General features: G+C 74.0%; 25 protein-coding genes. 16 read left to right on the top strand and 9 right to left on the bottom strand.

Annotated features, from left to right (window positions below; all coding sequences use genetic code 11):
- Positions 1-72: 72 nt before the first annotated feature.
- Positions 73-1,059 (bottom strand): UDP-glucose 4-epimerase GalE, encoded by a 987-nt coding sequence (galE, locus tag ACFQ87_RS00850; RefSeq protein WP_380608365.1) that lies wholly within the window; start codon positions 1,057-1,059, stop codon positions 73-75.
- A gap of 175 nt (positions 1,060-1,234) precedes the next feature.
- Between galE and ACFQ87_RS00845 the strand changes: the two genes are divergently transcribed.
- Positions 1,235-2,392, top strand: coding sequence for a S1C family serine protease (locus ACFQ87_RS00845; protein ID WP_380608721.1), 1,158 nt, complete (start codon positions 1,235-1,237; stop codon positions 2,390-2,392).
- 138 nt (positions 2,393-2,530) lie between these two features.
- On the opposite strand, the gene ACFQ87_RS00840 is transcribed toward ACFQ87_RS00845, so the two are convergent.
- A complete protein-coding gene (locus tag ACFQ87_RS00840; protein WP_380608720.1) occupies positions 2,531-3,700 on the bottom strand; it encodes a sensor histidine kinase in 1,170 nt (389 codons plus the stop codon).
- A 383-nt stretch (positions 3,701-4,083) separates the two neighbouring features.
- Between ACFQ87_RS00840 and ACFQ87_RS00835 the strand changes: the two genes are divergently transcribed.
- From ACFQ87_RS00835 to htpX, 11 genes are all read left to right on the top strand, one after another.
- Positions 4,084-4,500 carry an NADH-quinone oxidoreductase subunit A gene (locus tag ACFQ87_RS00835; RefSeq protein WP_380608364.1) on the top strand — a complete coding sequence of 139 codons (417 nt, stop codon included), beginning with the start codon at positions 4,084-4,086 and terminating at the stop codon, positions 4,498-4,500.
- Positions 4,491-5,159, top strand: coding sequence for an NADH-quinone oxidoreductase subunit B (locus ACFQ87_RS00830; RefSeq protein WP_380608363.1), 669 nt, complete (start codon positions 4,491-4,493; stop codon positions 5,157-5,159). The genes ACFQ87_RS00835 and ACFQ87_RS00830 overlap by 10 nt, the downstream gene beginning before the upstream one ends.
- Positions 5,156-6,226, top strand: a complete 1,071-nt coding sequence (locus ACFQ87_RS00825; protein WP_380608362.1) for an NADH-quinone oxidoreductase subunit C — start codon at positions 5,156-5,158, stop codon at positions 6,224-6,226. Before ACFQ87_RS00830 ends, ACFQ87_RS00825 begins: the two co-directional genes overlap by 4 nt.
- Positions 6,223-7,182: an NADH-quinone oxidoreductase subunit NuoH gene (gene nuoH, locus ACFQ87_RS00820; protein ID WP_380608361.1), complete on the top strand. Its 960-nt coding sequence runs from the start codon at positions 6,223-6,225 to the stop codon at positions 7,180-7,182. Before ACFQ87_RS00825 ends, nuoH begins: the two co-directional genes overlap by 4 nt.
- Positions 7,179-7,748, top strand: coding sequence for a NuoI/complex I 23 kDa subunit family protein (locus ACFQ87_RS00815; RefSeq protein ID WP_380608360.1), 570 nt, complete (start codon positions 7,179-7,181; stop codon positions 7,746-7,748). The genes nuoH and ACFQ87_RS00815 overlap by 4 nt, the downstream gene beginning before the upstream one ends.
- Positions 7,745-8,449 carry an NADH-quinone oxidoreductase subunit J gene (locus tag ACFQ87_RS00810; protein ID WP_380608359.1) on the top strand — a complete coding sequence of 235 codons (705 nt, stop codon included), beginning with the start codon at positions 7,745-7,747 and terminating at the stop codon, positions 8,447-8,449. The genes ACFQ87_RS00815 and ACFQ87_RS00810 overlap by 4 nt, the downstream gene beginning before the upstream one ends.
- On the top strand, positions 8,449-8,823 hold the full coding sequence (nuoK, locus tag ACFQ87_RS00805; protein WP_380608358.1) for an NADH-quinone oxidoreductase subunit NuoK: 375 nt from the start codon (positions 8,449-8,451) through the stop codon (positions 8,821-8,823). Before ACFQ87_RS00810 ends, nuoK begins: the two co-directional genes overlap by 1 nt.
- Positions 8,820-10,880: an NADH-quinone oxidoreductase subunit L gene (locus ACFQ87_RS00800; protein WP_380608357.1), complete on the top strand. Its 2,061-nt coding sequence runs from the start codon at positions 8,820-8,822 to the stop codon at positions 10,878-10,880. Before nuoK ends, ACFQ87_RS00800 begins: the two co-directional genes overlap by 4 nt.
- Positions 10,881-10,936: 56 nt before the next feature.
- Positions 10,937-12,517 (top strand): NuoM family protein, encoded by a 1,581-nt coding sequence (locus tag ACFQ87_RS00795; RefSeq protein WP_380608356.1) that lies wholly within the window; start codon positions 10,937-10,939, stop codon positions 12,515-12,517.
- Between the two features lie 56 nt (positions 12,518-12,573).
- Entirely contained in the window at positions 12,574-14,142 is a 1,569-nt protein-coding gene (locus ACFQ87_RS00790) for an NADH-quinone oxidoreductase subunit N (RefSeq protein WP_380608719.1), read from the top strand.
- Between the two features lie 162 nt (positions 14,143-14,304).
- Entirely contained in the window at positions 14,305-15,168 is an 864-nt protein-coding gene (htpX, locus tag ACFQ87_RS00785) for a zinc metalloprotease HtpX (protein WP_380608355.1), read from the top strand.
- Between the two features lie 30 nt (positions 15,169-15,198).
- Here the strand turns inward: htpX and ACFQ87_RS00780 are convergent, their stop codons facing one another.
- Entirely contained in the window at positions 15,199-16,653 is a 1,455-nt protein-coding gene (locus ACFQ87_RS00780) for a PLP-dependent aminotransferase family protein (protein WP_380608354.1), read from the bottom strand.
- On the opposite strand from ACFQ87_RS00780, the gene ACFQ87_RS00775 reads away from it, so the two are divergent.
- The 3 genes from ACFQ87_RS00775 (at position 16,652) to ACFQ87_RS00765 (ending at position 19,094) form a co-directional block, all read left to right on the top strand.
- A complete protein-coding gene (locus tag ACFQ87_RS00775; RefSeq protein ID WP_380608353.1) occupies positions 16,652-17,560 on the top strand; it encodes a DMT family transporter in 909 nt (302 codons plus the stop codon). The genes ACFQ87_RS00780 and ACFQ87_RS00775 overlap by 2 nt on opposite strands.
- A 148-nt stretch (positions 17,561-17,708) precedes the next feature.
- Positions 17,709-18,134, top strand: a complete 426-nt coding sequence (locus ACFQ87_RS00770; protein WP_380608352.1) for a BlaI/MecI/CopY family transcriptional regulator — start codon at positions 17,709-17,711, stop codon at positions 18,132-18,134.
- Positions 18,135-18,137: 3 nt separating this feature from the next.
- Positions 18,138-19,094, top strand: coding sequence for a M48 family metalloprotease (locus tag ACFQ87_RS00765; protein ID WP_380608351.1), 957 nt, complete (start codon positions 18,138-18,140; stop codon positions 19,092-19,094).
- A gap of 21 nt (positions 19,095-19,115) precedes the next feature.
- Here ACFQ87_RS00765 and ACFQ87_RS00760 read toward each other — a convergent pair whose 3' ends face one another.
- Entirely contained in the window at positions 19,116-20,120 is a 1,005-nt protein-coding gene (locus tag ACFQ87_RS00760; RefSeq protein WP_380608350.1) for an NADP-dependent oxidoreductase, read from the bottom strand.
- 148 nt (positions 20,121-20,268) lie between these two features.
- Here ACFQ87_RS00760 and ACFQ87_RS00755 point away from each other — a divergent pair, with 148 nt between their 5' ends.
- Entirely contained in the window at positions 20,269-21,171 is a 903-nt protein-coding gene (locus ACFQ87_RS00755) for a LysR family transcriptional regulator (RefSeq protein ID WP_380608349.1), read from the top strand.
- Between the two features lie 27 nt (positions 21,172-21,198).
- On the opposite strand, the gene ACFQ87_RS00750 is transcribed toward ACFQ87_RS00755, so the two are convergent.
- The 5 genes from ACFQ87_RS00750 to ACFQ87_RS00730 form a co-directional block, all read right to left on the bottom strand.
- A complete protein-coding gene (locus ACFQ87_RS00750; RefSeq protein ID WP_380608348.1) occupies positions 21,199-22,269 on the bottom strand; it encodes a phosphatase PAP2 family protein in 1,071 nt (356 codons plus the stop codon).
- 139 nt (positions 22,270-22,408) lie between these two features.
- The gene (locus ACFQ87_RS00745; RefSeq protein ID WP_380608718.1) at positions 22,409-23,488 is read right to left on the bottom strand and encodes a M24 family metallopeptidase; all 1,080 of its coding nucleotides are present in this window, start codon (positions 23,486-23,488) and stop codon (positions 22,409-22,411) included.
- 87 nt (positions 23,489-23,575) lie between these two features.
- The gene (locus tag ACFQ87_RS00740) at positions 23,576-24,922 is read right to left on the bottom strand and encodes a dipeptidase (protein WP_380608347.1); all 1,347 of its coding nucleotides are present in this window, start codon (positions 24,920-24,922) and stop codon (positions 23,576-23,578) included.
- A 38-nt stretch (positions 24,923-24,960) separates the two neighbouring features.
- Entirely contained in the window at positions 24,961-25,167 is a 207-nt protein-coding gene (locus tag ACFQ87_RS00735; protein ID WP_380608346.1) for a hypothetical protein, read from the bottom strand.
- A gap of 183 nt (positions 25,168-25,350) precedes the next feature.
- Positions 25,351-26,253: an MFS transporter gene (locus tag ACFQ87_RS00730; protein WP_380608717.1), complete on the bottom strand. Its 903-nt coding sequence runs from the start codon at positions 26,251-26,253 to the stop codon at positions 25,351-25,353.
- Positions 26,254-26,271: the final 18 nt, after the last annotated feature.

The raw sequence follows: 26,271 nt of genomic DNA, 5'->3' as shown, positions 1-26,271 counted from the left end.
CGGGGCGGACACCGCCGGTCCGGTGGTGGCCGAGGGCCACGGCCCGGGCGGTCAGGCCCGGGCGATCAGGCCTCAGGCCTTGCGGGCCTCGGGGTGGCGGCTGCACCAGCCCTCCCACGCGGAGGAGACCATCTCCGCCACGTCGTGGCTCGCGCTCCAGCCCAGCTCGCGCTGGATCAGGTCGGCGGAGGCCACCACCCGGGCCGGGTCGCCGGGGCGGCGCGGGGCCATCTCGGGGGTGGTGTCGTAACCGGTGACCTTGCCGATCACCTCGATCATCTCCTTGACGCTGACGCCCTCGCCGCGGCCGATGTTGAGCACCAGCGAGGTCGCGCCGGCCGGGTCGGCGGCCAGCCGCTTGGCGGCCGCCACGTGGGCCGAGGCGATGTCGGAGACGTGGATGAAGTCGCGGACGCAGGTGCCGTCCGGGGTCCGGTAGTCGTCGCCGAAGACCAGCGGCGCCTTGCCGGCGGTGAGCCGCTCGAAGACCATCGGGATCAGGTTGAACACACCGGCGTCGGAGAGCTCGGGCGAGGCGGCGCCGGCCACGTTGAAGTAGCGCAGGGCCACGGTGGACATCCCGTGGGCCTTGCCCGCGGCGGCGACCAGCCACTCGCCGGCCAGCTTGGTCTCGCCGTACGGGCTCATCGGGGCGCACGGGGTGGACTCGGTGACCAGGTCGACGTCCGGCATGCCGTAGACGGCGGCGGAGGAGGAGAACAGGAAGCGCTTGACACCGCCCTCGGCCGCGGCCTCCAGGACCGTCTGCAGGCCGATCATGTTCTCGCGGTAGTAGAGGAACGGCTGCTCGACCGACTCGCCGACCTGCTTCTTGGCGGCGAAGTGCAGGATGCCCTCGACGCCGTGGTCGCGGATCGCGGCGTCCAGGGCGGCGCGGTCCAGGGTGGAGCCCTGGATCAGCGGGACGCCAGCCGGCACCCGGGAGGCGTCGCCGGTGCTGAGGTCGTCCAGGACGGCGACGCGCTCGCCGGCGTCGAGCAGCTGACGGACGACGTGCCCGCCGATGTATCCGGCACCGCCGGTGATCAACCAAGTCATGCGGCAATCCTAGGCGTTCGCGTGCGGGTCACCCCGGGCGGGCGAGTCCAGCCAGCAAGTCGGACAAATCGGTGAAATGCTGACAAGGATTTCCGTGCTCCCACACCCGCGCCCGTCAGCGTGGTGACGAATCGGAGGCAGCCAGGTGAGCCGCAAGAAGGAACACAACCGCCCGCTGCCGGCCAGCCCCGGGCCGACCGGGCCCAAGGCGGTTCAGCGTCGGCTGCTCGCCCCGGGCGCGGTCGCGGCGCTGACGGCGCTGGCGCTGGCCGGCTGCAGCAGCTCGTCCTCCTCCTCGTCCTCCTCGGCCTCCTCCGCTTCCTCCCCGGCGTCGGCCGGCTCCCCTTCCGGCGCCACCAAGTCGGCCACCTCCGCCCCCTCCAGCCAACCGGGCGGCGGCAACCAGCTCCAGGACGCCTACCAGAAGGTGATCGCCGACGTACTGCCCTCGGTGGTGCAGATCACCACCGGGGAGAGCCTCGGCTCCGGGATCGTCTACGACGACAAGGGCGACATCGTCACCAACGCCCACGTGGTCGGCTCCTCGACCACCTTCACCGTCACCCTCGCCAACACCACCAAGTCGCTGGACGCCACCCTGGTCGCCAGCTACCCCGACTCCGACCTCGCGGTGATCAAGCTCAGCAGCCCGCCGAGCGGCCTCAAACCGGCCGCCTTCGGCGATTCGAGCAAGGTCGAGCTCGGCCAGATCACCCTCGCCATGGGCAGCCCGCTCGGGCTCTCCAGCAGCGTCACCCAGGGCATCGTCTCGGCCACCGGGCGGACCGTCACCGAACCCCGGGGCGTCGGTTCGCCGGGCGCCACCATCGGCAACATGGTGCAGACCTCGGCCGCGATCAACCCGGGCAACAGCGGCGGCGCGCTGGTCAACCTGGACAGCCAGGTGATCGGCATCAACACCCTCGCCGCGACCGAGCCGCAGACCAACGGCGTGTCCGCCCCCGGCATCGGCTTCGCCATCCCGGCGTCCACCATCACCAGCATCACCGACCAGCTGATCAAGCAGGGCAAGGTCACCAACTCGGGCCGGGCCGCCCTCGGCATCACCGCCCGGACCAGCTTCAACCAGCAGTTCCAGCCAGCCGGTGCGGTCATCGTCGCGGTCGGCGCGGGCGGCGCGGCCGCCGCGGCGGGGCTGCAGCCGGGCGACGTCATCACCAAGATCGACGACACCCCGGTCGACTCGCTGAACGCGCTCACCACCGCGCTCGCCTCGCTCACCCCGGGCAGCAAGGTCACCGTCACCTACACCCGGGACGGCAAGAGCCAGACCGCCGACGTCACGCTGGGCACGCTGGCGACCGGATCGTAGGCGTGACCCGAGCTCCGGTGGGTCGTCGGCCCGCACACCGCGCAAGGGTTCCGCGGGCCGGGCGCCGCACCGGACCGGTGCCGGGACCCGGTCCACTGCCGCGACCGGGTCCCGGCGCCTTTCGCCGTCTCCGGGCGCTCAGCGGCGGGCGGTGCGGGTGCGCCAGGGCAGCTCGATGGTGACCGCGGTCGGGCCGCCCGCCGGGCTGTCCACCAGGAACACCCCGTCCACCGCCCGGATCCGCTCGGCCAGCCCGGCCAGGCCGCTGCCCGGGTACGGGGCCGCCCCGCCCTTGCCGTCGTCCTGGACCAGCACCATCAGCTGGTCGTCCGAGCGCCAGACCTCGACCGAGGCGGTGCGGGCGCCCGCGTGCTTGGAGACATTGGTCAGCAGCTCGCTGACGGTGAAGTAGGCGATGCCCTCGACCGCAGAGTCCGGGCGCTCGGGCTCGCCGTCCGACCCCGCCAGGTCCACGTTCACCTTCACCCCGCCCGGGACGGTGCAGCGGGCCGCGACCGCGGACAGCGCCGCGTCCAGGCCGCGGTCGGTGAGCACCGCCGGGTGGATGCCGCGGGCCAGGTCGCGCAGCTCCTGCAGGGCCAGCTTCACTTCGCCGTGAGCGTTGTCGACCATCCGGGTGGCGGCCGCCATGTCATCCTCGGACTCCACCTCGCGCAGCCGCTCCTTGGCCATGCCGAGGTCCATCGCCAGCGCGACCAGCCGGGCCTGGGCGCCGTCGTGCAGGTCGCGCTCGATCCGGCGCAGGTCGGCGGCGGCGGTGTCGACCACGGTGCCGCGGTCGTCCTCCAGCTCGCGCACCCGCTCGGCCAGGGCGCCGGGGAAGAGCAGCGACTCGATCAGGATCCGGTCGACCGCCGCCATCGCGCGCACCACCCAGGGCAGCACCGGCCACAGCACCACGACCGAGACCAGGGACAGCGTGAAGCTGAGGATGCCCCAGGGCAGCATCAGCACGTTGTAGAGCGCCGACCGCCAGTTCAGCAGGTCGGTGAGGTGGGCGATGGTGTAGCCGACCAGCCCCGGGCGGCGCAGCCGAACCGGCTCCGGGTCGTCGATCGCGGAGCCGTACGCCGAGCGCGCCCGGCGGCGGCCCAGCCCGCCCAGGGAGCGGGAGGCGGCCAGCCCGCCGGCCAGCAGCGGCAGACCGATCACCGTGATCGACAGGCCCAGGCCGACCGAGAGCGTGGTGACCGCCAGGACGAAGCCGGCGATGCCGAGCGGCAGGTTGAGCATCAGCTGACCGACCTGCCGCCACATCCGTGCGCCGTACAGCGGCGGGCGTTCCATCCGAGCGTCCTGCTCCTTGACGGCGTCCACGGCTCGGCGGTGCAGCGGCTTCATCGGATCATCCGTTCCTGTCGGTCGAGCTGGTGGACTGGTGGACTGGTGGACTGGTGGACTGGTGGACTGGTGGACCAAGCTTCCCGAACCGGGGACGGGAGGTGCCATGGGGGTGATGCGTCTTCCCGGTCGGGGGTTATCCCCACCCCCCTGCCCCGGCCCCGGGCACGTGCCCGGCTGTCCACGAGCTGTCTTGCTGATCGGGCACGGTTCGGGTGGAGCGGAGTCGTCCCTTTAGACTCACGCATTGGCCATTGTTAAGAGCGTGCGAGGAAACGTCGTAGAACTGTCTTGTAGGGACGGATTCACGGCCGAGGTGGAGGCGAAGCATGAAGGGGCAGCAGGCGGCTGCCGTCGTGGCCGACCCGGCGGTCGGCAGCGGCTACTTCGACGCGTACGCCGCGATGGGCCTGCTGGCCGTCGTCGGGGTGCTCTTCGTCACCGTGGCGTTCACCGCGAACCGCCTTCTGCGGCCGGTGGTCTACTCGCCCGAGAAGCTCCTCGCCTACGAGTGCGGCGTGGACCCGGTGGGCGAGGACTGGGCGCACACCCAGATCCGCTACTACGTGTACGCGTTCCTGTACGTGATCTTCGCGGTCGACGCGATCTACCTGTTCCCGTGGGCGACGGTCTTCGCCAGCGCCGGGTACGGGGCCGGAACGCTGATCGAGATGTTCCTCTTCATCGGCTTCCTCGCGGTCGGGCTGCTCTACGCCTGGAAGAAGGGCGTTCTGGAATGGACGTGACGCACACCCACTCGCACGGCACGCAGGGCGGTCCCGTCCAGCTCGGCCTGCCGAACCCGTCCCGCCCCGGCGCCGTCGAGCGCCGCGGCATCGGCCCGCTCGCGCGGCTCGCGCCCGACCCGGTCAAGGTCGTGCTCAACTGGGGCCGTCGCTACAGCCTCTGGTGCTTCAACTTCGGCCTGGCCTGCTGCGCGATCGAGTTCATCGCCGCGTCCATGGCCAAGCACGACTTCATCCGGATGGGTGTCATCCCCTTCGCGCCCGGGCCCCGTCAGGCGGACCTGATGATCGTCTCCGGCACGGTCACCGACAAGATGGCGCCCGCCGTCAAGCGCCTCTACGAGCAGATGCCCGAGCCGAAGTACGTCATCTCCTTCGGCGCCTGCTCCAACTCCGGCGGTCCGTACTGGGACTCCTACTCGGTGACCAAGGGCGTGGACCAGATCATCCCGGTCGACGTCTACGTGCCCGGCTGTCCGCCCCGGCCCGAGGCGCTGCTCCAGGGCATCCTCAAGCTGCAGGAGAAGATCGCCGCCGAGTCCCTGCCCGGCCGCTACACCGCGCCCGCGGCGGCGCTGCGCCGTCCGCTGGTGGCGGGGCCTTCCGCCGGTTCGTCCGCCGGTTCGTCGGCCGGTTCCTCTGAGGGAGGGGTCTCGTGACCACGCCTGAGCAGTGTGCGGCGTCGGTCGGGGAGTGGGCGACCGGCGCCGAGGCGTACGGACTGATCACCGTCGACGTCCCGGCCGAGCGCTGGATCGAGGCGCTCACCAACGCCCGGGACGTGCTGGGCCTGGCGTTCTTCGACTGGCTGAGCGCGGTCGACGAGCTCGCCGAGGGCTTCTCCGTGGTCGCGCACCTGGCCGCCGTCGAGGCGCCGGGCGTGCGTCACCTCGCGCTGCGCACCCGGGTGCCGCGCGACCAGGCCGCGCTGCCGAGCGCCGTCGCGGTGTACGCGGGCGCCGCCTGGCACGAGCGCGAGACCCACGAGATGTTCGGCATCGACTTCCCCGGGCACCCCTACCTGGCCACCCTGCTGCTGCCGGAGGGCTTCGAGGGGCACCCGCTGCGCAAGGAGTTCGTGCTCGCGGCACGGGTCGCCAAGGCCTGGCCGGGCGCCAAGGAGCCGGGCGAGTCGGACCACGGCGACGGGCCGGCCCGTCGCAAGATGCAGCCGGCCGGTGTGCCGGACCCGAACGAGTGGGGGCCGCTCAAGGGCACCCTGCCGCCGGTAGCCGAGCGGCCCGCGCGCGGTGCGCGGGCGGCGGGCGCGGCGGGGCGGACGCCCCGGGCGGCTGCGGCCGGTGCCGCCGCCGGTGTCGGTGCCGAGGGTGCGCCCGCGGTGCGGGCGGACCGGCCGCGGCGGACCCGGTCGGTGTCGGAGGGGTCGGCGAGCCAGACGGGTGCCGAGGCTCCGGCGGCCGCTGAGGCTCCGGCCACTGCGGCCACTCCGGTTGCTCCCGCCGCTCCGGCCGAGGGTGCGCCCGCGGTGCGGGCGGACCGGCCGCGGCGGACCCGGTCGGTCTCCGAGGGGTCGGTCAGCCAGGCCGCCGACGAACCGGCCGCCGAGCCCAAGGCCCCCGCCCGGCCCCGGTCCTCCGACGCGCCCTGGCACAACCCGGTGCCCGCCCACGACGAGAAGCCGGCGGGTGAGCAGCCGGGCGAGCCGGGCGGGCAGCAGGACGAGAACCCGGCCGGCGCGGCCGACCAGGACGGAGACGGCACGTGAACCTGCTCGACACGGTGCTCCGCTGCGTCGCCACCCTCGTGGTCTTCCTGCTCCTCCCGCTGGTCATCGGCCAGACCGAGCACAAGGTCATGGCGCATATGCAGGGCCGGCTCGGCCCGATGTACGCGGGCGGCTTCCACGGCTGGGCGCAGCTCGTCGCGGACGGCGTGAAGTTCGCGCAGAAGGAGGACATCGTCCCGGCCGGGGCGGACCGCCGGATCTTCCAGCTGGCCCCCGCCGTCTCGCTGCTGCCGTACCTGTTCGTGCTGCTGGCCATCCCGGTGGGCCCGAACGGCTTCGTCGGCCAGGCGATCGACGCCGGCCTGTTCTTCGTGCTGGCCGTGATGGGCGTCGGCGTGATCGGCAAGCTGATGGCCGGATGGGCCTCGGCGAACAAGTTCTCGCTGCTCGGCGGTCTGCGCACGGCCGCGCAGCTGATGTCGTACGAGCTGCCGATGGTGCTGGCGGCGGCCTCGGTGGCGATGGCCGCCGGCACGCTGTCGCTGCCCGGGATCCTGGACGCCTGGCAGTGGTACTGGCTGCCCTGGCAGATCATCGGCGCCTTCGTCTTCTTCACGGCCGGTCTGGCCGAGCTCCAGCGGCCGCCGTTCGACATGCCGGTCGCCGACTCGGAGATCATCTTCGGCGCGTACACCGAGTACACCGGCCTGCGCTTCGCGCTGTTCCTGCTGTCCGAGTACGCGGGCATCCTGGTGGTGTCCGCGCTGACGGCGGTGCTCTACCTGGGCGGCTGGCACGGGCCGATGTCGGACCAGCTCGGCTGGCTCTGGATGCTCCTCAAGACCTTCGCGCTGGCCTTCGTGGTCATCTGGCTGCGGGTCACCTACCCGCGGCTGCGCGAGGACCAGCTGATGCGCTTCGCGTGGGTGGTGCTGATCCCGCTCGCGCTCGTCCAGCTGGCCCTCACCGGCATCATCAAGGTGGCGATCTCATGAGTTTTCCCGGTGTCGGCCTCGCCAAGGGGCTTGCCGTGACGCTGCGGACGATGACGAAGAAGAGCGTCACCGCGCAGTACCCCGACGTGCAGCCGGTGCTGCCGCCGCGTTCGCGCGGCGTCATCGCGCTGCTGGAGGAGAACTGCACGGTGTGCATGCTCTGTGCGCGTGAGTGCCCGGACTGGTGCATCTACATCGACTCCCACAAGGAGACGCTGCCGGCCACCGAGCCGAACGCGCGGGCCCGCACCCGCAATGTGCTGGACCGCTTCGCCATCGACTTCTCGCTCTGCATGTACTGCGGGATCTGCATCGAGGTGTGCCCCTTCGACGCGCTGTTCTGGTCGCCGGAGTTCGAGTACGCGGAGACGGACATCCACGAGCTGACCCATGAGCGGGAGAAGCTCCGGGAGTGGATGTGGACCGTCCCGGCGCCGCCGGCCCTGGACCCGGCGGCCGAGGAGCCCAAGGAGATCGCCACCGCGCGCAAGGCGGCGGACAAGCTGGCGGCCGCGGCCGCTCTTGAGGAGAAGGCTGCTTCCCATGAGGAGGGGGGCGACGCATGACCGCCGCTGCCACGCTTCTCGCGGCGACCGGTTCGTTGGAGCCGGCCGCCCGTTCGTTCCTGTCCCCGACCGGTCAGGAGATCGTCTTCCTGCTGGTCGGCATCGCGGTGCTCGGCTCGGCGATCGTCGCCGTGACCACCAAGCAGCTGGTGCACGCCGCGCTCTGGCTGGTGGTCGCGCTCGGCGGGCTGGCGGTGGAGTTCCTGCTGCTCACGGCCGAGTTCATCGCCTGGGTGCAGGTGCTGATCTACCTGGGTTCGGTGGTCGTCCTGGTGCTGTTCGGACTGATGCTCACCAAGGCGCCGATCGGGCGCTCGCCGGACGCCGACTCCAAGAACCGCTGGGTCGCCCTGGTCGTGGCGCTGGCCTCGGCCGGGACGCTGGTGACGCTGGTGGTCGACGCCTTCCGGACCTCCTGGATCGACCTCGGCGCGGGCGGCGGTTCGGCCTCCGTCACCGGGGCCAGCCTGTTCCGGCACTGGGTGCTGCCCTTCGAGGCGCTGTCCGTGCTGCTGCTGGCGGCGCTGGTCGGCGCGATCGTGCTGTCGCGCGGGTCCGAGCGGCGGGTGCCGGCGCCCCGGGCGGGCAAGCTGCGCGCCGGGCGGCCGGTCGGGTCCAACGGGACGGTCGCCGCGACCGCGCCCAAGCCCTCTACACCTGCGTCGTCCGCACCTGCGTCGTCCGCGTCGGAGGAGAGCTGATGCACCTCGCCTACCCCGTCGTCCTCGCCGCGCTGCTGTTCAGCGTCGGCGTGTACGGCGTGCTCGCCCGGCGCAACGCCGTCCTGGTGCTGATGTCCGTCGAGCTGATGCTCAACGCCGTCAACCTCAACCTGGTCGCCTTCGACGCCTGGCTGCGCGACTCGCTGCACGCCGGGCAGGCGCTCACCCTGTTCACCATCACCGTCGCCGCCGCCGAGATCGGGCTGGGGCTCGCCATCGTCCTGCTGCTGTTCCGGGCCCGGGGCACCGCGGACATCGACCGGGCCACCGCGCTCGGCGACCCGGCCGAGACGCTCCCCGTCGAGGAGGCGCCGAACGGAGCCGAGGCGCTGAAGGGCCAGGCCGTCGCATGAACCTCGCCCTGCCCGCCCTCGTCCCGGCGCTGCCGGCGCTCGGCGCCGCCGCGACCGTCGCCGTCGGCAAGAAGGCGCCCGGACTGGCCCGGCCGCTGGCGATCGTCCCGGTCGCCGTCTCGGCCGTGCTCGCGCTGGTGGTCGCCCTCCAGCTCGACACCGGCCAGGCCCTGGACGCCGCCACCCGGCTCACCCCGACCGGCGGCCCGGACATCGCGCTCGCCATCCACCTGGACGGCTTCAGCTCGCTGATCTCCGTGCTGGTCGGTGTGGTCGCCACCTGCGTCCAGGTCTACTCGACCGCGTACCTGAAGTCCGACCCCCGCTACCCCTCGTACGCGGCGCTGGTCTCGCTGTTCACCGCCGCGATGTTCCTGGTGGTCTACTCGGGCGACCTGATCGTGCTGCTGGTCGGCTGGGAGGTCATGGGCGTCTGCTCGTACTTCCTGATCGGCCACCACTGGGAGACCGCGGACGCCCGCTCGGCCTCGCTCAAGGCCTTCCTGGTCACCAAGCTCGGCGACGTGCCGTTCCTGTTCGGGATCTTCCTGCTCGGCGCGGACGCCGGCAGCTTCCGGATCCCGGACGTGCTGGCGGCCGCGGGTGAGGGCAAGCTCGGCCACCCGACGCTGACCGCCCTGCTGCTGCTCGCCGGCGTGGCCGGCAAGAGCGCGCAGTTCCCGCTGCACACCTGGCTCCCGGACGCGATGGCCGGTCCGACGCCGGTCTCCGCGCTGATCCACGCGGCCACCATGGTCGCGGCGGGCATCTACCTGGTCGCCAGGTTGCTGCCGGTGTTCCTGCTGTCGGGTGCGGCGCTGGTCGTGCTCGCGGTGATGGCCGCCGTGACGATGATCGGCTCGGCGCTCTGCGCGCTCGCCCAGGACGACCTGAAACGGGTGCTCGCCTACTCCACCGTCGGCCAGCTCGGCTACATGGCCGGTGCGCTGGCCAGCGGTGACCGCGAGGCGTCCGTCTTCCACCTGGTCAGCCACGGCGCGTTCAAGGCGCTGCTGTTCCTGGCCGCCGGTGTGGTGATCCACGCCGCGCACACCAACTCGCTCTCCGCGATGTCCCGGATCCCGGGGCTGCGCCGGCGGGTGCCGGACGCGTACTGGACGATGGGCATCGCCCTGTTCGCCCTGGCCGGCCTGCCGCCGTTCTCCGGCTTCTTCAGCAAGGAGGCGGTGCTGACCGCCGCCGAGCACGCCGCCAAGGGCGAGGCGCTGACCAACGGGCTCGGCCCGGCCTCGGCGGTGCCGCAGGCGGCCGGGTGGATCGTGCTGATCTCGGCGGCGCTCACCGCGCTGCTCACCGGCGCCTACGCGACCCGGCTGTTCCTGCTCGCCTTCCACAGCCCGGCCGAGGCCGCGGCGGTGGCACCCGAGGTGCTGCCCGCCGCCGGCCTGGCCACCGCGGCGGCCGACCACGAGGCCGACGCGCCGTACTCGCCCGAGCTGGACGAGGCCGACCCGGCCACCGCCGAGCCGCCCGCGATGCGCTGGCCGCTCTGGGTGCTGGCCGTCCCGACCATGGCCTTCGGCATCGCCGGGCTGCGCTCGGACTGGCTGCCCGCGCTGCTGGACGGCGGCTCGCTGCGCCCCACCGGCGTCACCGCCGTGACCGGCACCGGGCTCGCCGTGGTCGGTGTGCTCGCCGCTTACGGCGCCTGGCGCTCGGCGACCGCGCGGGTGGCCACCGGACGTCCGGCCCCGGCCGCTGCCGACCGGGTGCCCGAGCGGGCCGGAGCCCCGGCCGCCGAGGTGATCGTCGCCGACCCCGGGCGCACCCTGCTCGGCCCGCTGTTCGGCCCGGCCCGGCACGGCTTCGGCGTGGACCGGCTGTACCACGCGCTGTTCGTCCGGCCGGTGGCCGCCGCCGCCCAGCTGGTCCGCTTCCTCGACCGCGAGGTCGTCGAGGGCTACGTCCAGGGCAGCGGGATCGGTGCCAACCTGCTCGGCCGGGCCGTCCGGCTCGCGCAGACCGGCAACGCGCAGACCTACCTCAGCGCCCTGCTCGCCGCGGTCGTCCTGTTGGCCGTCCTGGTGGCGGTGTAGCCGGTGCCGTTCTCCTCCATCCCCGTCCTCTCCACCGCCGCCCCTAGGAGCCCCCGATGAACGCAGTCCTCATCGCCCTCCTGGTGCTGCCACTGCTCGGAGCCGTGCTCACCCTGGCGCCGGTGTTCGGGCCGGACCGGGCCGTCGCCGACCGGCGGGCCCTGCGGCTGAACTCCGTCGTCACCGGCGCGGTGTTCCTGCTCACCGTCGCCCTGGCGGCCGGGTTCGACCACGACCACCCCGCCCGGATGCAGGCCACCACCGACGTGTCCTGGATCCCGGCCCTGCACGTGCGCTTCCACCTCGGCGTGGACGGCGTCTCGCTGCCGCTGATCGTGCTGACCGCGCTGCTCACCTTCCTCTGCGCGCTCTACTCGGAGAAGCGCCTGCCGGGCGGGGAAGCCCGGGGCGGAGCCCCTGATGAGCGGAGTCCGTCGGCGCAGGCCTTCGTCGGGCTGTTCCTCCTCCTCGAAGTCGGCATGCTCGCCACTTTCGCGGTGCTGGACCTCCTGCTCTTCTTCGCGGCCTTCGAGATCGTGCTGATCCCGATGTACTTCCTGATCGCCCGCTGGGGGAGCGGCGCGAAGGCCCCGGCCGCCAACCGGTTCATCCTCTACACGCTGCTCGGCTCGGCCGTGATGCTGCTCGGCTTCCTGCTGATCGGCAGCAAGGCCGGCACCTTCGACATGCAGGCGCTGGCCGCCGGGCACGGCAACGGCCTGAGCCACACCACCCAGGTGATCGCCGCACTGGCGATCATGGTCGGGCTCGCGGTCAAGGCCCCCGCCTGGCCGCTGCACAGCTGGCTCCCCGACGCGCACACCGCCGCCCCCACGGTGGGCTCGGTGCTGCTCGCCGGCGTGCTGCTGAAGATGGGGACGTACGGCCTGGTCCGCGTCCTGCTGCCGATCGTGCCGGGCGGCACCGCGACGCTCGCCCCCTACCTGGGCGCCTTCGCCGCCGTCGGCATCGTCTACGGCTCGCTGGCCTGCCTGGCGCTCGCCCGCCCCGGATCCAAGGGCGACCTCAAGCGCCTGATCGCGTACTCCTCCGTCGGCCACATGGGCTTCGTGCTGCTCGGCATCGCCTCCCTCACCCCGGTGGGCGTCAACGGCGCCCTGTTCGCCAACATCGCCCACGGTCTGATCACCGGTCTGCTGTTCTTCCTGGTCGGTGCCATCAAGGACCGCTACGGCACGGCGGACCTCGACACCCTCTCCGGTGCCACCGGCGCCGCCCTGTACGGCCGGGCGCCCCGGATCGGCGCACTGCTCGCCTTCGCCGCCGTCGCCAGCCTCGGCCTGCCCGGCCTGGCCGGCTTCTGGGGCGAGGTGCTCGCCATGTTCGGCGCCTTCCACCCGGCCGACGGCCTGTCGCGCCCCGCCTTCGTCACCTACATGGTCCTGGCCGGCCTCGGCACCCTCCTCACCGCCGGGTACCTGCTGATCGTGGTCAGGCGCGTCTGCATGGGCGACCCCGAGCAGCCCGCGCCGGTGGCCGAGCCGGCCGACCTGCGCCCGTACGAGGCCGTCAGCTGGACGCCGCTGGCCGCGCTCACCCTGGTCGCCGGCCTCTGGCCCGCGCTCCTGCTCGGCCTCTCCGACCCCGCCGTCAAGCACCTCCTCGGGGGTGGCTGACCGTGCTCGCAGCCCACATCGCCGCACTCGGACCTCACTCCACGGGGCAGCACACTGTGACCTCCCTCGCCGTAGCCAACCCGGGCAGCCTGATCCAGTCCGTGGACTGGGTGGCGATCGCGCCCCCGCTGATCGCCGCGGTGGCCGCCCTCGCCGTCCTGGTCACCGACCTGTTCCTGCCCGAGCGGCACAAGAAGTGGCTCGGCCGCCTCACCGCGGCCGGACTCGCCCTCGCCCTCATCGCACTCCTTCCCCTCACCGGCGGGTCACCCCGAGCGACCTTCTGTGCGCAGAACGTAGCAGGGGTCACTGACACCCCGTCGATCAGCGGCTCTGCCGCGGGAGGCTGCTCGTACGTAGCCGACCACTTCGCCCTGGTGTTCCAGCTGCTCGCCCTCGGCGGCGCGCTGATCGCCGCGCTGCTGTCGATGCACACGGTGGACCAGGAGGAGCTGCCGCGCGGCGAGTACTGGTTCCTGCTGCTCTCCAGCGCCACCGGCGCCGCCCTGCTGCCCGCCTCCCGCGACCTCGCCACCATGGTGATCGCCCTGGAGGTCGCCTCGCTGCCCGCCTTCGCCCTGGTCGCGCTGCGCCGGGACGGGCGGGGCGCGGAGGCCTCGCTCAAGTTCTTCGTCTCCTCGGTGACGGCGACCGCCGTGATGCTGCTCGGCATCAGCTTCGTCTACGCGGCCGGCGGCAGCCTGCACCTCGGAGCCGTCGCCCAGGGCTTGGAGCACGCGCCCGGCCAGCTCAAGCCGCTGGCCGAGGCGGGGGCCGTGCTGACCCTGATCGGCTTCGCCTTCAAGGTCGCCGCCGTCCCGTTCCACTTCTGGGTGCCCGACACCTACACCGGCGCCCCGCTGCCGGTGGCCGGCTACCTCTCGGTGGTCGGCAAGGCGGCCGGCCTGTCCGGCCTCGCGCTCGCCACCACCATCGCCTTCCGCCCGTACGCCCACACCTGGGGCCTGGCGCTCGCCGTACTGGCCGCCCTCACCATGACGGTCGGCAACGTCGGCGCGCTGCGCCAGCGCTTCGACACCCGGTACAGCGCGGTGCGGCTGCTCGCGTGGTCCTCGGTCGGCCAGGCCGGGTACCTGCTGGTGCCGCTGGCCGCGGCCGGCTACGCGCCCACCGGGGTCGACCCGCTCGGCGCGACCGCCGCCTACGCGCTGATCTACGGCGTGGTGAACCTCGGCGCCTTCGGGGTGGTCGCCGCCGTCGGCCGCCGGGCCGGGACCAGCGTGGACGACTTCCGCGGCCTGTTCGCCCGCAACCGCTGGACGGCGCTGGCGCTGGCCTTCTTCCTGCTCTGCCTGGCCGGGCTGCCGCCGGGCGTGGTCGGCCTGTTCGGCAAGGTCGTGGTGTTCCGCGCCGCGGTGGACGCCGGGCTGGGCTGGCTGGCCGTGGTGATGGCGGTCAACGTGGTCATCGCCCTGTACTACTACCTGCTCTGGACGGCCCGGCTGTTCGCCCCGGCGGAGGCCGGGGCGGCGGTCGAGGGCGGCGGCGAGCGGCGGCTGCCGGTCAGTCTGACCGCCACGCTGGGGCTGACCGCCACTGCGGCGGTGGTGCTCTCGGCCGCGCCGCAGCTGGTCCTCCAGGTGGCGGGCGGCAGCCTGTTCTGAGCCGTCGGGCGGGGTGGGGACGAGGCCCGGCCGGGGTGCGGGCGACGCCCGGGCGGGCGTCGCATCGGTCAAAAGGGAACAAGGCCCCGGGCCCCACCCGTTGACCGGGCAAGAGGGACGAGGCAGAAAGGGCTTCCCCACCGCACCACTGGAGGGCCTGACGTGCACAGCCGGCACAACGGACTGAGGACCGCCGTTCTGATCGGGGGCCTCTCGGCGTTGATCCTGGTCATCGGCAGTTTCTTCGGCCGGACCGGCTTCGTGATCGCCCTGCTGGTCGCGCTCGGGACCAACGCCTACGCCTACTGGAACAGCGACAAGATCGCGCTGCGGGCCATGCGGGCCCGGCCGGTCAGCGAGTTCGAGGCACCCGGGCTGTACCGGATCGTGCGCGAGCTCTCCACCTCGGCCCGCCAGCCGATGCCCCGCCTCTACATCTCCCCGACCCCCGCCCCGAACGCCTTCGCCACCGGCCGTAACCCGCGCAACGCGGCGGTCTGCTGCACCGAGGGCATCCTGCAGATCCTGGACGAGCGCGAGCTGCGGGGCGTGCTCGGGCACGAGCTGAGCCACGTGTACAACCGGGACATCCTGATCTCCTCGGTCGCCGGGGCGCTGGCCTCGGTGGTGATGTTCCTGGTGAACTTCGCCTGGCTGATCCCGTTCGGCCGGGACGAGGACGACGACGGCCCGGGCCTGTTCGGGATGCTCGCGATCATGATCCTCGGCCCGATCGCCGCCGGACTGATCCAGATGGCGGTCAGCCGCTCCCGCGAGTACCAGGCCGACGCCGACGGCGCCCGGATCACCGGCGACCCGCTCGCCCTCGCCAGCGCCCTGCGCAAGCTCGACGCCGGCACCCGTCAGCTCCCCCTCCCGCCCGAGCCCCAGCTGCAGACCGCCAGCCACATGATGATCGCCAGCCCCTTCCGCCCCGGCGAGGCGGGTACCCGGCTGTTCTCGACCCACCCGCCGATGGCCGAGCGGATCGCCCGCCTGGAACGGATGGCCGGATACCGGCAGTAGCGGCCGGGAGGACCGCCCCTCCCTTCCTCCTCAGCCCGCCAGCTCCTCGTACGCCACCCGCAGCCGGTGGATCCCCTCCGCCACCGCCGCCGGGCTGTCCGCGGCGGCGTAGCTGAGGCGCAGGTGCGGGGCCGGGGGTTCGGCGGGGTGGTAGGGGCGGCCCGGGGTGACCTGGACGCCGGTGCGCAGGGCGGCGGCGGCGAGGGCGGTGTCGTCGATGCCGTCCGGGAAGCGCAGCCAGAGGTGGTAGCCGCCGGGGCGGTAGGTGCCGAGGACGCCGGGGAGCTCGCGGTGCAGGGCGGCGACGGCGGCGGTGCGGCGGTCGCGCAGTTCGGCACCGAGGGTGCGCAGGTGCCGGGCCCAGGCGGGGTCGGAGACCAGTTCGAGGGTGGCCTCCTGGAGCGGCCGGGGCACGAAGAAGCTGTCCACCACCTGGGTGGCCCGCAGCCGGGCGAGCGCCGGGCCGCGTGCGGTGAGGGCGCCGACCCGCAGGTTGGGGGAGGCGGCCTTGGTCAGTGAGCGCAGGTGCACCACGACCCCGTCCTGGTCGTCGGCGGCGAGCGGGCGCGGCAGCGCCGGGGCGTCCGCGTGGACCAGGAGCCGGGCGAAGTCGTCCTCGACCACGAAGGCGCCGGCCGCCCGGGCGATCCGCAGCACCTCCGCCCGTCGGGTGGGCGACAGCACGGCGCCGGTGGGGTTCTGGAACAGCGGCTGACAGACGAACACCCGCGCCCGGGTGGCCTCGAAGGCCTCGGCCAGCAGGTCCGTCCGGACGCCGTCCGCGTCGATCGGGACGGGCACCGGCCGCAGCCCGGCCGCCCGGACGACCGCGAGGATGCCCGAGTACGTCGGCGACTCGACCAGCACCGGCGAGCCCGGCGCGGCCAGCGACCGCATCGCGACCGTCAGTCCGCCCTGCCCGCCGGAGGTGATCAGGACGTCCCCGGCGCCGATCGGCCCGGCGTGGCCGCCGATGTCGCGGGCGAACCAGCCGCGCAGCTCGGTGAGGCCGTCGGTGGGCGGGCGGTCCCAGGCGCCCGGGCGGCGTCCGGCCCGGGCGAGGGCGCCGCCGAGCAGGCGCTCGGGCAGCAGCGAGGCGTGCGGGTAGCCGCTGTTGAGGTCGATGACGTCCGGCGGCGGCACCCGGAGGGTGGCGAAGACCGGGGCCGCCAGCAGGTCGCGCGGGCCGTGATCGGCGCTGAGCGCGATCTCCTGCCAGGAGAGGTCGCCGGGCCGGGCGGCCGGTGCGGCCGGGGAGGCCGGGGCCGCGGCGAAGGCCGCCGTCCGGAACACGCCCGCGCCGGGCCGGGAGACCACCAGCCCCTCGGCCACCAGCACCGCGATGGCCCGGGAGACCGTCACCGGGCTGACCTGGTGGCGTTCCATCAGCGCCCGGCTGGAGGGGAGCTTTCGCCCCTCCGGGTAGCGCTTCACCTCCCGCCGCAGACTGTCGGCGAGTTCGGCCACGCTGCTACGCTCGTTCATGACGGCACAAGATAGCGCTACCTTGCCCACGGCGGTAGCACCTCGGCACAGCCCCGCCCCCGGCACCGCCCTCGCCGCCCTCGGGGTGGCCTCCTTCTCGCTCAGCTTCCCCGCCACCGCGTGGTCCCTGACCGGTTTCGGCCCGTGGACCTCGACCGGGCTGCGCGGCGCCCTGGCCGGGGTGCTGGCCGCGCTCTACCTGCTGGCCGCCGCCGCCCCGCTGCCGAAGCGCCGGCAGTGGCCCGGCCTGCTGGCGGTCTCAGCCGGCTGCGTCCTGGGCTTCCCGCTACTGACCACGCTCGCCCTGCGGACCTCCTCGACCGCCCACTCGGCGGTGGTCATCGGCGTCCTGCCGCTGGCCACCGCGGTGGTCGCGGCGCTGCGCACCGGCCGCCGTCCGTCCCGGGCGTTCTGGGCGGCGGCGCTGGCCGGGGCGGCGGCCGTGCTCGCCTTCACCCTGCTGCAGAGCCACGGCCGGCCGACCCTCGCCGACCTCTACCTCTTCGTCGGCGTGGTGATCTGCGCGGCCGGCTACGCAGAGGGCGGACGGCTGTCCCGGGACATGCCGGGCGCTCAGGTGATCGCCTGGGCGGTGGTGGCCGCGCTGCCCGTGACGGTGCTGACCGCCGCGTTCGGACTGGCCACCGAGCCGGTGCGGCTGGGGGCGAAGGCACTGGCCGGGCTGGCGTACATCGCCGCGGTCTCGCAGTTCGGCGGGTTCGTGCTCTGGTACCGGGGAATGGCCGGGATCGGGGTGCCGAGGGCCAGCCAGCTGCAGCTCGCGCAGCCGCTGCTGACCCTGGTGTGGTCGGTGCTGCTGCTGGGCGAGCACCTGCCGGCGGCCGCGCCGGTGACGGCGGTGGTCGTGCTGGTCTGCATCGCGGTGACCCAACGGGTCCGGGCCTGAGGCCTGTCTGACCACCTGCGGGCCCGCGCGCAGCCAGTTCCTCCGTCCCCGAACCCTCGTCCGGAGCCGTCCGGAGCAGCCTCCCGCTCGTTAGGATGATCCCGCGCCCCGTCGGTCCGGGCGCGGCATCCGGAGGGAGTGGGCCGTCATGGCAGACGAGAGGCACGCCCCGGCGTCCGGGGACGCGCCGGCCCGACGACGCGGTCAGGGCGAGCTGGAGGCGCAGGTGCTGGCGGTGCTCCAGCAGGCGCCCGGCCCGGCCAGCGCGGGGTGGGTCCAGGAACGCCTGGAGGGCGACCTGGCGTACACCACGGTGATGACCATCCTGTCCCGGCTGCACGCGAAGAACGCCGTCTCGCGGAGCCGCTCCGGCCGCTCCTACCTGTGGCAGGCCTCCGCCGACGCCGCCGGGCTGGCCGCGCTGCGGATGCGCCGGATGCTGGACGGCGAGGCGGACCGGGACGCCGTCCTGGCCAGTTTCGTCAGCGCGCTGCTGCCGCACGACGAGGAGCTGCTGCGGGCGCTGTTGGACGCCGCGTCCGCGGAGCCGGCAGCGGCCGACCGTGAGAGCTGACCCGTGGGCTTCTTCGTCTTCCTCCCGCTCATCCTGCCGCTGACCGCGGTGCCGATCGCGCGCCTGACCGAGCAGCACCTGCACCCGCGCGGCGCGGCCCGGCTGATGACCGCGATCAGCGCGGTGATGGCGGTGTGCAGCGTGCTCTGCCTCGGGCTGATCGGCGTGGTGGGCACCGCGCAGATCCCCGGCAACCCGCTGCCGGACAGCTGGTCCGACCCGGAGGTGCGCCACGCGCTGCCGTACCACGAGACGGTCGGCACGGCCGCGATGTGGCTGCTGGTGCTGGTCGGCTTCGCCTGCACCCGGACGGTCGTGCGGCACCTGCGGGTCCGCGCCCGGGCCCGGCGGGCGCTGGCCGGTCTGCCGGAGGGGCCGGCCGGGGCCGGCGACCTCGCGGTGCTGCCGGACCGCAGCCCGTACGCCTACGCGCTGCCCGGCTCGCCCGGGAGGGTGGTGGTCTCCACCGGGATGCTGGACGGGCTGGCCGAGGACGAGCGCGGGGCGCTGCTCGCGCACGAGCGGGCGCACCTGCGCCACCGGCACCACCGCTACCTGCTGACCACCCAGCTCGCCGCCTGCGTCAACCCCTTCCTGCGGCCGTTGCAGGACGCGGTGGCGTTCAGCGCCGAGCGCTGGGCGGACGAGGAGTCGGCCCAGGCGGTGGGGGACCGACGGATCACCGCGCGGGCGGTGGCCCGGGCGGCCCTGGTCTCGCACGCCGCCCCGGCGCCCGGCTTCGCGGCCTTCGCCGCCCCGGCCGCCGCGCCCGGCCCGGTGCCGCGCCGGGTGGCCGCCCTGCTCGGCCCGGTGCCGACGGCCCGCAACTGGCCGCCGGCCAAGACTCCGGCGGGCCTGGCGGCGATGGTCGCCGCGGTCGGTACGGCGGCCTCGGCGCTGTGCGCGCTGAACGCCGCGGTGGCCCTGCTGGTGGTGCTGAAGGCCGTCACCCCGCTGTAGGGCGTGTCCTGCGCGGGGTCCTCAGCCGCCGATCCGGACGATCATCTTGCCGGTGTTGGCGCCGCGCAGCATGCCGAGGAAGGCGTCCACCACGTGGTCGAAGCCGTCCACGACGGTCTCGTCCGGGACGACGGCGCCGGAGCGCAGGTGCGGGACGAGGAAGTCGTAGAGCTCGGGGCGGGCGTCCAGGTGGTCGCGGACCAGGAAGCCCTCCAGCCGCAGGTTCTTGCCGACCACGTCGTAGAGGTTGCGCGGCGCCGCCGGCGGGTCCAGCGGGTTGTTGTACTGGGCGACGGCGCCGCACCAGGCGATCCGGCCGCGGTCGCGCATCGCGCTGATGGCGCCCTCCAGGTGGTCGCCGCCGACGTTGTCCAGGTAGACGTGCAGCCCGTCCGGGGCGGCCTCGCGCAGACGGTCGGCGATCGGGCCGTCGTGGTAGTCGAAGGCGGCGTCGAAGCCGAGCTGCCCGGTGAGGTGGGCGACCTTGGCGGCGGAGCCGGCACTGCCGATGATCCGTCCGGCGCCGAGCAGCCGGGCGATCCGGCCGGCGGCGGTGCCGACGCCCCCGGCCGCGGCCGAGACGAACAGGGTCTCGCCGGGCTGGAGCCGGGCGATCCGGGTCAGACCGACCCAGGCGGACAGGCCGGTGCCGCCGAGGATCGAGAGGTGGGCGCTGAGCGGGACGCCGGCGAAGTCGGGCAGCGGCTGGGCGCGCTCGGCGGTCACCACCGAGTGGGTGCGCCAGGCCTGGCGGTGGAAGACCAGCGTGCCGACCGGCAGCGCGTCGGCCCGGGACTCCACCACCCGGCCGAGGGTGCGGCCCTCCAACGGGGCGTGCAGCTCCCAGCCGCCCTCGTCCATCTCCTCGCGCATGTACGGGTCGACGGACTGGTAGAGGTTCTCGACGAGGGCCTCGCCCGCGGCGAGCACCGGGACCGTCTCGTCGACGAAGGCGAAGTTCTCGGCGCTCGGCGCGCCGGTGGGGCGGGAGACCAGGTGGACGGCGCGGACGGTGGGGCGGGACATCGGCGGTGCTCCGTACGGGTGGGGATCGGGCGGGACGTGATCACCGTAGGGAGCGGGGGAGCGGCCGCCCAGGGGTCCGTGTCGATGGATCGGCGCCTTCCATGAACGGTGTCGATGGATACCGGCGGCTGCCGATAGATTCGCCCGCATGACCGATCTCGCCCCGCAGGAGCTGCGCGTTCTGGTCGCCGTCGAGGAGGAGCAGAGCTTCACGGCGGCCGCCGCGCGCCTGGACACCACCCAGTCCGCCGTCTCGCACGCCGTGCGCGTCTGCGAACGGAAGCTCGGCGCGGTGCTCTTCGAGCGCGGGCGCCACGGCGCACGACCCACCGAGGCCGGCGCGCGGGCGGTGGCGTACGCCCGTCGGATCCTACGGCTGCTGGCCGCGATGGGCCCGGAGGTGCGCGGCGCGGGCGCGGACGGCGGCCCGGTCACCGGTGAGTTGCGGATCGCCGCCTTCCGCAGCGCCGCCGCCCAGCTGCTGCCGCCCGTCCTGGCCGCGCTGGCGGCCCGGTACCCCGGGCTCACCCCGCGGGTGCGGATCGTCCGGGAGCTCGGCCGCGGCACCGCCGGGGAGGTCGCCGACGGTCGGGCCGACCTCGGGCTGGCCACCCTGGACGCGGGCGGCCCGCCGCCCGTGCCGGACCTGGTCGCGGTGCGCCTGTACCGGGAGTCGTACGCGCTGGTGCACCCCCAGGACCACCCGGCGCCGCGCGGGCTGCCGCTGGTGGACTGGGCGGAGAACTGCGACTCCTACACCAAGGACTGGTGGCAGCGGCAGGACTGGCTGCCGCCCGCGACCGTCGACGCGGAGGACGACACGGTCGCCCTGTCGCTGGTCGCCCAGGGCCTCGGCATGGCGATCATGCCCCGGACGGCGCTGCTCGGCGCCCCGCCCGGGCTGGCCGTCACCGAGCTCGGCCCGAACCCGCCCAGCCGCTTCGTGGGGTACGTCACCACGCCCGAGCTGGCCGGGACGGCCGCCGTCCGGGCGCTGATCCGCGAGCTGCGCGAGCTGCCGCTGCCGACCGGGCTGACCGCCGCCCAATAGAGCACTCGTAAGAGAGCGCTCGTGGTTTCACCTGACGGCACCTGGGCTTGTGGTGTCGTTCGTGGACAACGGTGGTCTGGTGGCGGGCGCTGTGGGCGCTGTGGGCGCCCGCCAGCTTTCAGTTCCCCGGCGAGCGGTACGCCGGCTGCGCAGCCACCGCAGCCCGAAGACCACCACGGCCGCGTACGTCCAGCCGGCGAAGACGTCCACGATGAAGTGCTCGGCGCCGTAGACCAGGGTGAAGGCCATCGCGAGCGGATAGGCGACCAGCAGCGCGCGCAGCCGGGGCCCGGCGGTCGGCCAGAAGAGGAACAGCAGCATCGCCGGGTAGGCGGAGTGCAGCGAGGGCATCGCGGCGACGTCGTTGGCGAACTGGCTGCCGTTCTCCAGCAGGGAGTCTGCCTGGGGCAGCCCCATGGTGGAGATCGTCTCCCAGACCACCCGGTGCAGTGGCGGCAGGTTGCCCTGCTGGGCGACCAGCCACGGCGGGTCGGCCGGGTAGAGCAGGTAGGTCGCGAAGCCGGCGAAGGTCAGCGTGAAGTAGCAGGCGAGCAGCTGCCGGAAGTGGTGGTGGGCGCGTCGCCAGAGCACCGCGAGCAGCACGAAGACCACGAGGAAGTGCGAGAGGTAGACGGCCGTCGCCGCGTAGTCGTACCAGTGCGGCGAGCCGGGGGTGTAGAGCGCGTGCTGGATCCGTACGGTCCAGGTCTCGCCGAGGCCCAGCACGTCGTCGGCGCGCAGCTGCGGCAGCCAGTGCGGGGCCCACGGGGTGTGGGCGCCGTAGCCGCGCAGCAGCGAGTACACCCAGACCACGGCCATCACCGGGATCCAGTCGCGCAGGACCAGCAGGAAGCCGCGCGGGCCGTGCCCGCTGTGCACGGCGGCGGTCAGCAGGGCTCCGATCAGCCAGAGGAACACCACGTCGTTGGCGAAGGCCATGCCCTGGGTGCTCAGAAACCAGACGAAGGCGGACAGGTAGGCCGGCCAGGCCAGCAGCCGCAGTCTCGACAGGCCGGTTCGGCGGTTGTGGGCGGTCACGGGGCGCAGTCGTCCGGCCCGCACCGGGGGCGGTGGGGCCGGACTGAGCAGCTTCGTCATGCTCACGGAAAATAGCAACGCAAGCTTGGAGGACTCTGGGTGAACCATGACCGACTCGTAAGAAAATCGCACGGTTGGGTCAAACCTCACCGGGCGAAGGTCCCGAACGTCGGTCGACGGGGCCGGTGGGGTCGACGGGTCAGGCCACGATGCCGAGTTCGTGCGGGGTGTTGTTGAAGCGGCGGCCGCCGGTCGCGGTGACGGTGACGATGTCCTCGATCCGTACCCCGAAACTCCCGGGCAGGTAGATCCCGGGCTCGATCGAGAAGCACATCCCGGGTATCAGCGGCCGCTCCTCGCCCTCGACCAGGTACGGCGGCTCGTGGGTGGTGATGCCGATGCCGTGGCCGGTGCGGTGGATGAAGTACTCGCCGTAGCCGGCCTCGGTGATCACCCGGCGGGCGGTCCGGTCGATCTCCTGGCAGCTCACCCCGGGCCGGACCGCTTCGAACGCGGTCTGCTGGGCCAGCCGGACCAGCTCGTGCACCTTCCGCACCTCGGCCGGGACGTCCGCGCCGACGTGCACCGTGCGGGTGGTGTCGGAGCCGTAGCCGTCCTTGAGGCCGCCGAAGTCCAGCACCACGGTGTCGCCGGGCCGGATGATCCGCTCCCCGGCCTCGTGGTGCGGGTTGGCGCCGTTGGGACCGGAGCCGACCACGGTGAAGTCGACCTGGCTGTGCCCGTACTGGATGAGCAGCGCGCCGAGGTCGGCGGCCACGTCGGTCTCCCGGCGGCCGGCGAAGGCGACCTCCAGGATGCCCCGGTAGGCGGCGTCCGCGGCCCCGCCGGCCGCGGCGAGGCGCTCCAGCTCCTCGGGGTCCTTGACCGCGCGCAGCATCGGCAGGGTCTCGGTGAGCGGGGTGAAGGCGACGCGGGGCAGCGCGGCCTGGAAGCCGAGCAGGTGCATCGCCCAGGCGTTGTCGGAGACGCCGTACCGCCCGGCCGGGTCGAACAGCGGGTGAATGGCGGCGTACGGGTCCTCGCCGTCGGACCAGTCGAGCAGTTCGACGGCCGGGGCGCCGGGCGCCTTCTCGGCGTCCGGGCGCTCCAGCTTGGGTACGACCACGGCGGGTTCGCGCCCGGCGGTGAGGACGAGGGCGGTCAGCCGCTCGGTGATCGCGGTGGGCTGGTAGCCGCACAGGTAGGTCAGGTCGGGGCCGGGGGCGACCACCAGACCGGCCAGCCCGGCGGCGGTCGCGTCGGCGGTGGCCCGGGCCATCCGGGCGGTGTAGTCCTCGGTGGTGAACGGACGGGGCACGGTTCTTCCTCCTCGGGTCCGGGCGGACGTCCTCCAACTCCAGCACGTTCAGCGCGTGTTGGCGAAGTGTCGGAGGAACAGCGCCTCCACGTGGGCCATGTCCCGGATCTCTCCCGGGTCGACGCTCTCGTTCGGCGCGTGGATCAGGCAGCGTGGCTCCTCGACGCCCATCAGGATCAGTTCCGCCTCGGGGAAGGCGGTGGCGAGGACGTTGCAGAGCGGGATCGAGCCGCCCTGGCCGAGGAAGGTCATCGGCTTGCCGTACACCTCCCGCATCGCCCTGTCCAGCGCGGCGTACGCGGGCCCGCCGGTGTCGGCGCGGAACGGCGAGCCGGCGCTCTCCCGCTCGACCTCCGTCCGCACGCCCCAGGGCGCGGCCGCCTCCAGGTGCGCGACCAGCGCGTCCTGGGCGGCGCGGGCGTCGGTGCCGGGCGGCACCCGCAGGCTCACCCGGGCCCGGGCGACGGCCGGGACGGCGGCGGCCGAGCCGACCACGGGCGGGCAGTCGATGCCGAGCACGGTGACGGCCGGGCGGGCCCAGAGCCGGTCGGCGACGGTGCCGGAGCCGGTCAGCCGGACGCCGTCCAGCACTCCGGCGTCGGAGCGGAACCGCGCCTCGTCGTACCCGGCCCCGCTCCAGGTGCCGGCGCAGTCCAAGCCGTCGATCCGGGTTCCGCCGTCGGCGTCGCGCAGCGAGTCGAGCATCCGGATCAGCGCGGCCAGGGCGTCCGGGGCGGGGCCGCCGAACGCGCCGGAGTGCATGTCGCCCTTGAGCGCCCGGACGGTGACCACCACGGTGACGACCCCGCGCAGCGAGGTGGTGGCGGTGGGGACGCCGACGGCGGCGTTGCCGGTGTCGCAGATCAGCAGCGCGTCCGCGTGCAGCTCCCCGGCCCGCGGGGGCACGTACTCCTCCAGGCCGCCGGTGCCCTGCTCCTCGGAGCCCTCGACCACCAGCTTGAGGCCGACCGGGACGTCGTCGCCGAGCGCCCGCAGCGCGGTGAGGTGCATGACGATGTTGCCCTTGCAGTCGGCGGCGCCGCGCCCGAACCAGCGGCCGTCGCGGTCGGTGAGCTCGAACGGCGGGGAGGTCCAGGCGGCCTCGTCGAGCGGGGGCTGGACGTCGTAGTGGCAGTAGAGCAGCACGGTCGGGGCGCCCGGCGGGGGCGGGCGGTGGCCGATCACGGCGTGGCTGCCGTCCGGGGTCTCCTCCAGGTGGACGTCGCGCAGGCCCACCTCCGTGAAGGCGGCGGCGACCCACTCGGCGGCCTCCCGGCACTTCTCCGGCGGGTACTGCCGGGGGTCGGCGACGGACGGGATGGCCACCAGCTCGGCCAGATCGGCCTGCGCGCGGGGCATCAACCCGGCTATTCGAAGGGCGAGTTCGTCGGTCATTCGGCGCTCCTGGAGGCTGCTTGCGGGCGGTGCCGCGGCTACCTGCGGACGGTGCCGCGGATGGTCGGCGCGGAGCGCGGGCCGGCCACCGAACCGGTGGTCATCGGCGCGGGCGTGAGCCAGGACATCCGCGGGGCGCTCGCCACCCGGCCGGCCACCGACCCGGTCCGCTCCCGGGCGGCGGAGCCGGCGGCCGGGCCGTGCGGGTTCTCCCGGCCGGGTGAGGGCGCGTCCGTGGAACTCATCGGTTCTCCTCCGGTACGGCCCCGGTCGGCTGGGCGGGGTGGCCGCCGGGAAGAAGCCGGGGGCGGGCCGTACCCGGCCAGTTCACCCGGTTGCCGAGGCCCCCGCATGCGGCGTACGCCCGTGCGGGTGATGCCCGGTCGGCCGCGGTCATGCCCGCGGTCAGCCCGCTCGGCGGCCCGCGCTCAGCCCTGCTCGGCGCCCGGGGCGGCGGCGGGCCAGACGGCGCGGCGCAGCGTGCGGCTCGCGGTGGCGGGCAGCAGGGCGGCGGCGAGCACACCGGCGATCGCGGCCAGCGCGACGGCGGGGGAGAAGTGGTCCAGCAGCAGGCCGGCGGCGAAAGCCCCGGCGGGCATCCCGGCGGTGAGCAGCGTGATGGTCGCGGCGATCACCCGGCCGCGGAGCCGGTCCGGCACCTGCCGGAACACCAGCAGGTCGAGCATCACCCGCAGGGCGGGGGTGCCCGCGCCGACGGTGAACAGCGCGACGAAGACGGTGACCGCCCCGCCGGGCAGCAGCGGCGCCAGCGGCACCGGCACGGCGGCCCAGGCCACTGCCAGCAGCAGGACGCCGGGGCCGGCCAGCCGGTGCAGCCGGGAGACCAGGGCCGTCCCGGCCAGCGCCCCGACCGCCTCGCCGGCCAGGGCCAGGCCGATCCCGCCGCTGCTGGTGCCGTGGTCGCGCAGCAGCACCATGACGGGCAGCAGCAGTGCGGCTCCGGTCAGGTTGATCACCAGCAGGACGGCCAGGGCGGGCCGCAGCAGCGGGGAGGCGGCGAGGGCGCGGAAGCCGGCCAGCGCGCCGCCCTCGGCCTTCTGTTCCGGCTCGGCCGGGCTGGGGAAGCGCACCACCAGCGCGGAGGTCAGCGAGAACAGCGAGGCGAGTGCGGCGCCGAGGAAGGGCACCGAGCGGCCGAGCCCGAACAGGAACCCGGCCAACGGCGGGCCGGCCAGCGCGGCGCCGCTCATCCGGGCCTCGTCCTGGGCCAGCGCCTGCGGCAGCTGCTCCGGCGCGACCACCGAGCGCAGCGCCAGCAGCCGGATCGGGCCGGTGTAGGCGATGGTCGCGCCGATCACGGCGGCGACCAGCAGCTGGAGAAGGCCGGG

Source organism: Kitasatospora sp. NPDC056531 (genome assembly GCF_042794375.1).
GTDB lineage: Bacteria > Actinomycetota > Actinomycetes > Streptomycetales > Streptomycetaceae > Kitasatospora.
This window is presented reverse-complemented; position numbering and strand designations above follow the sequence as displayed.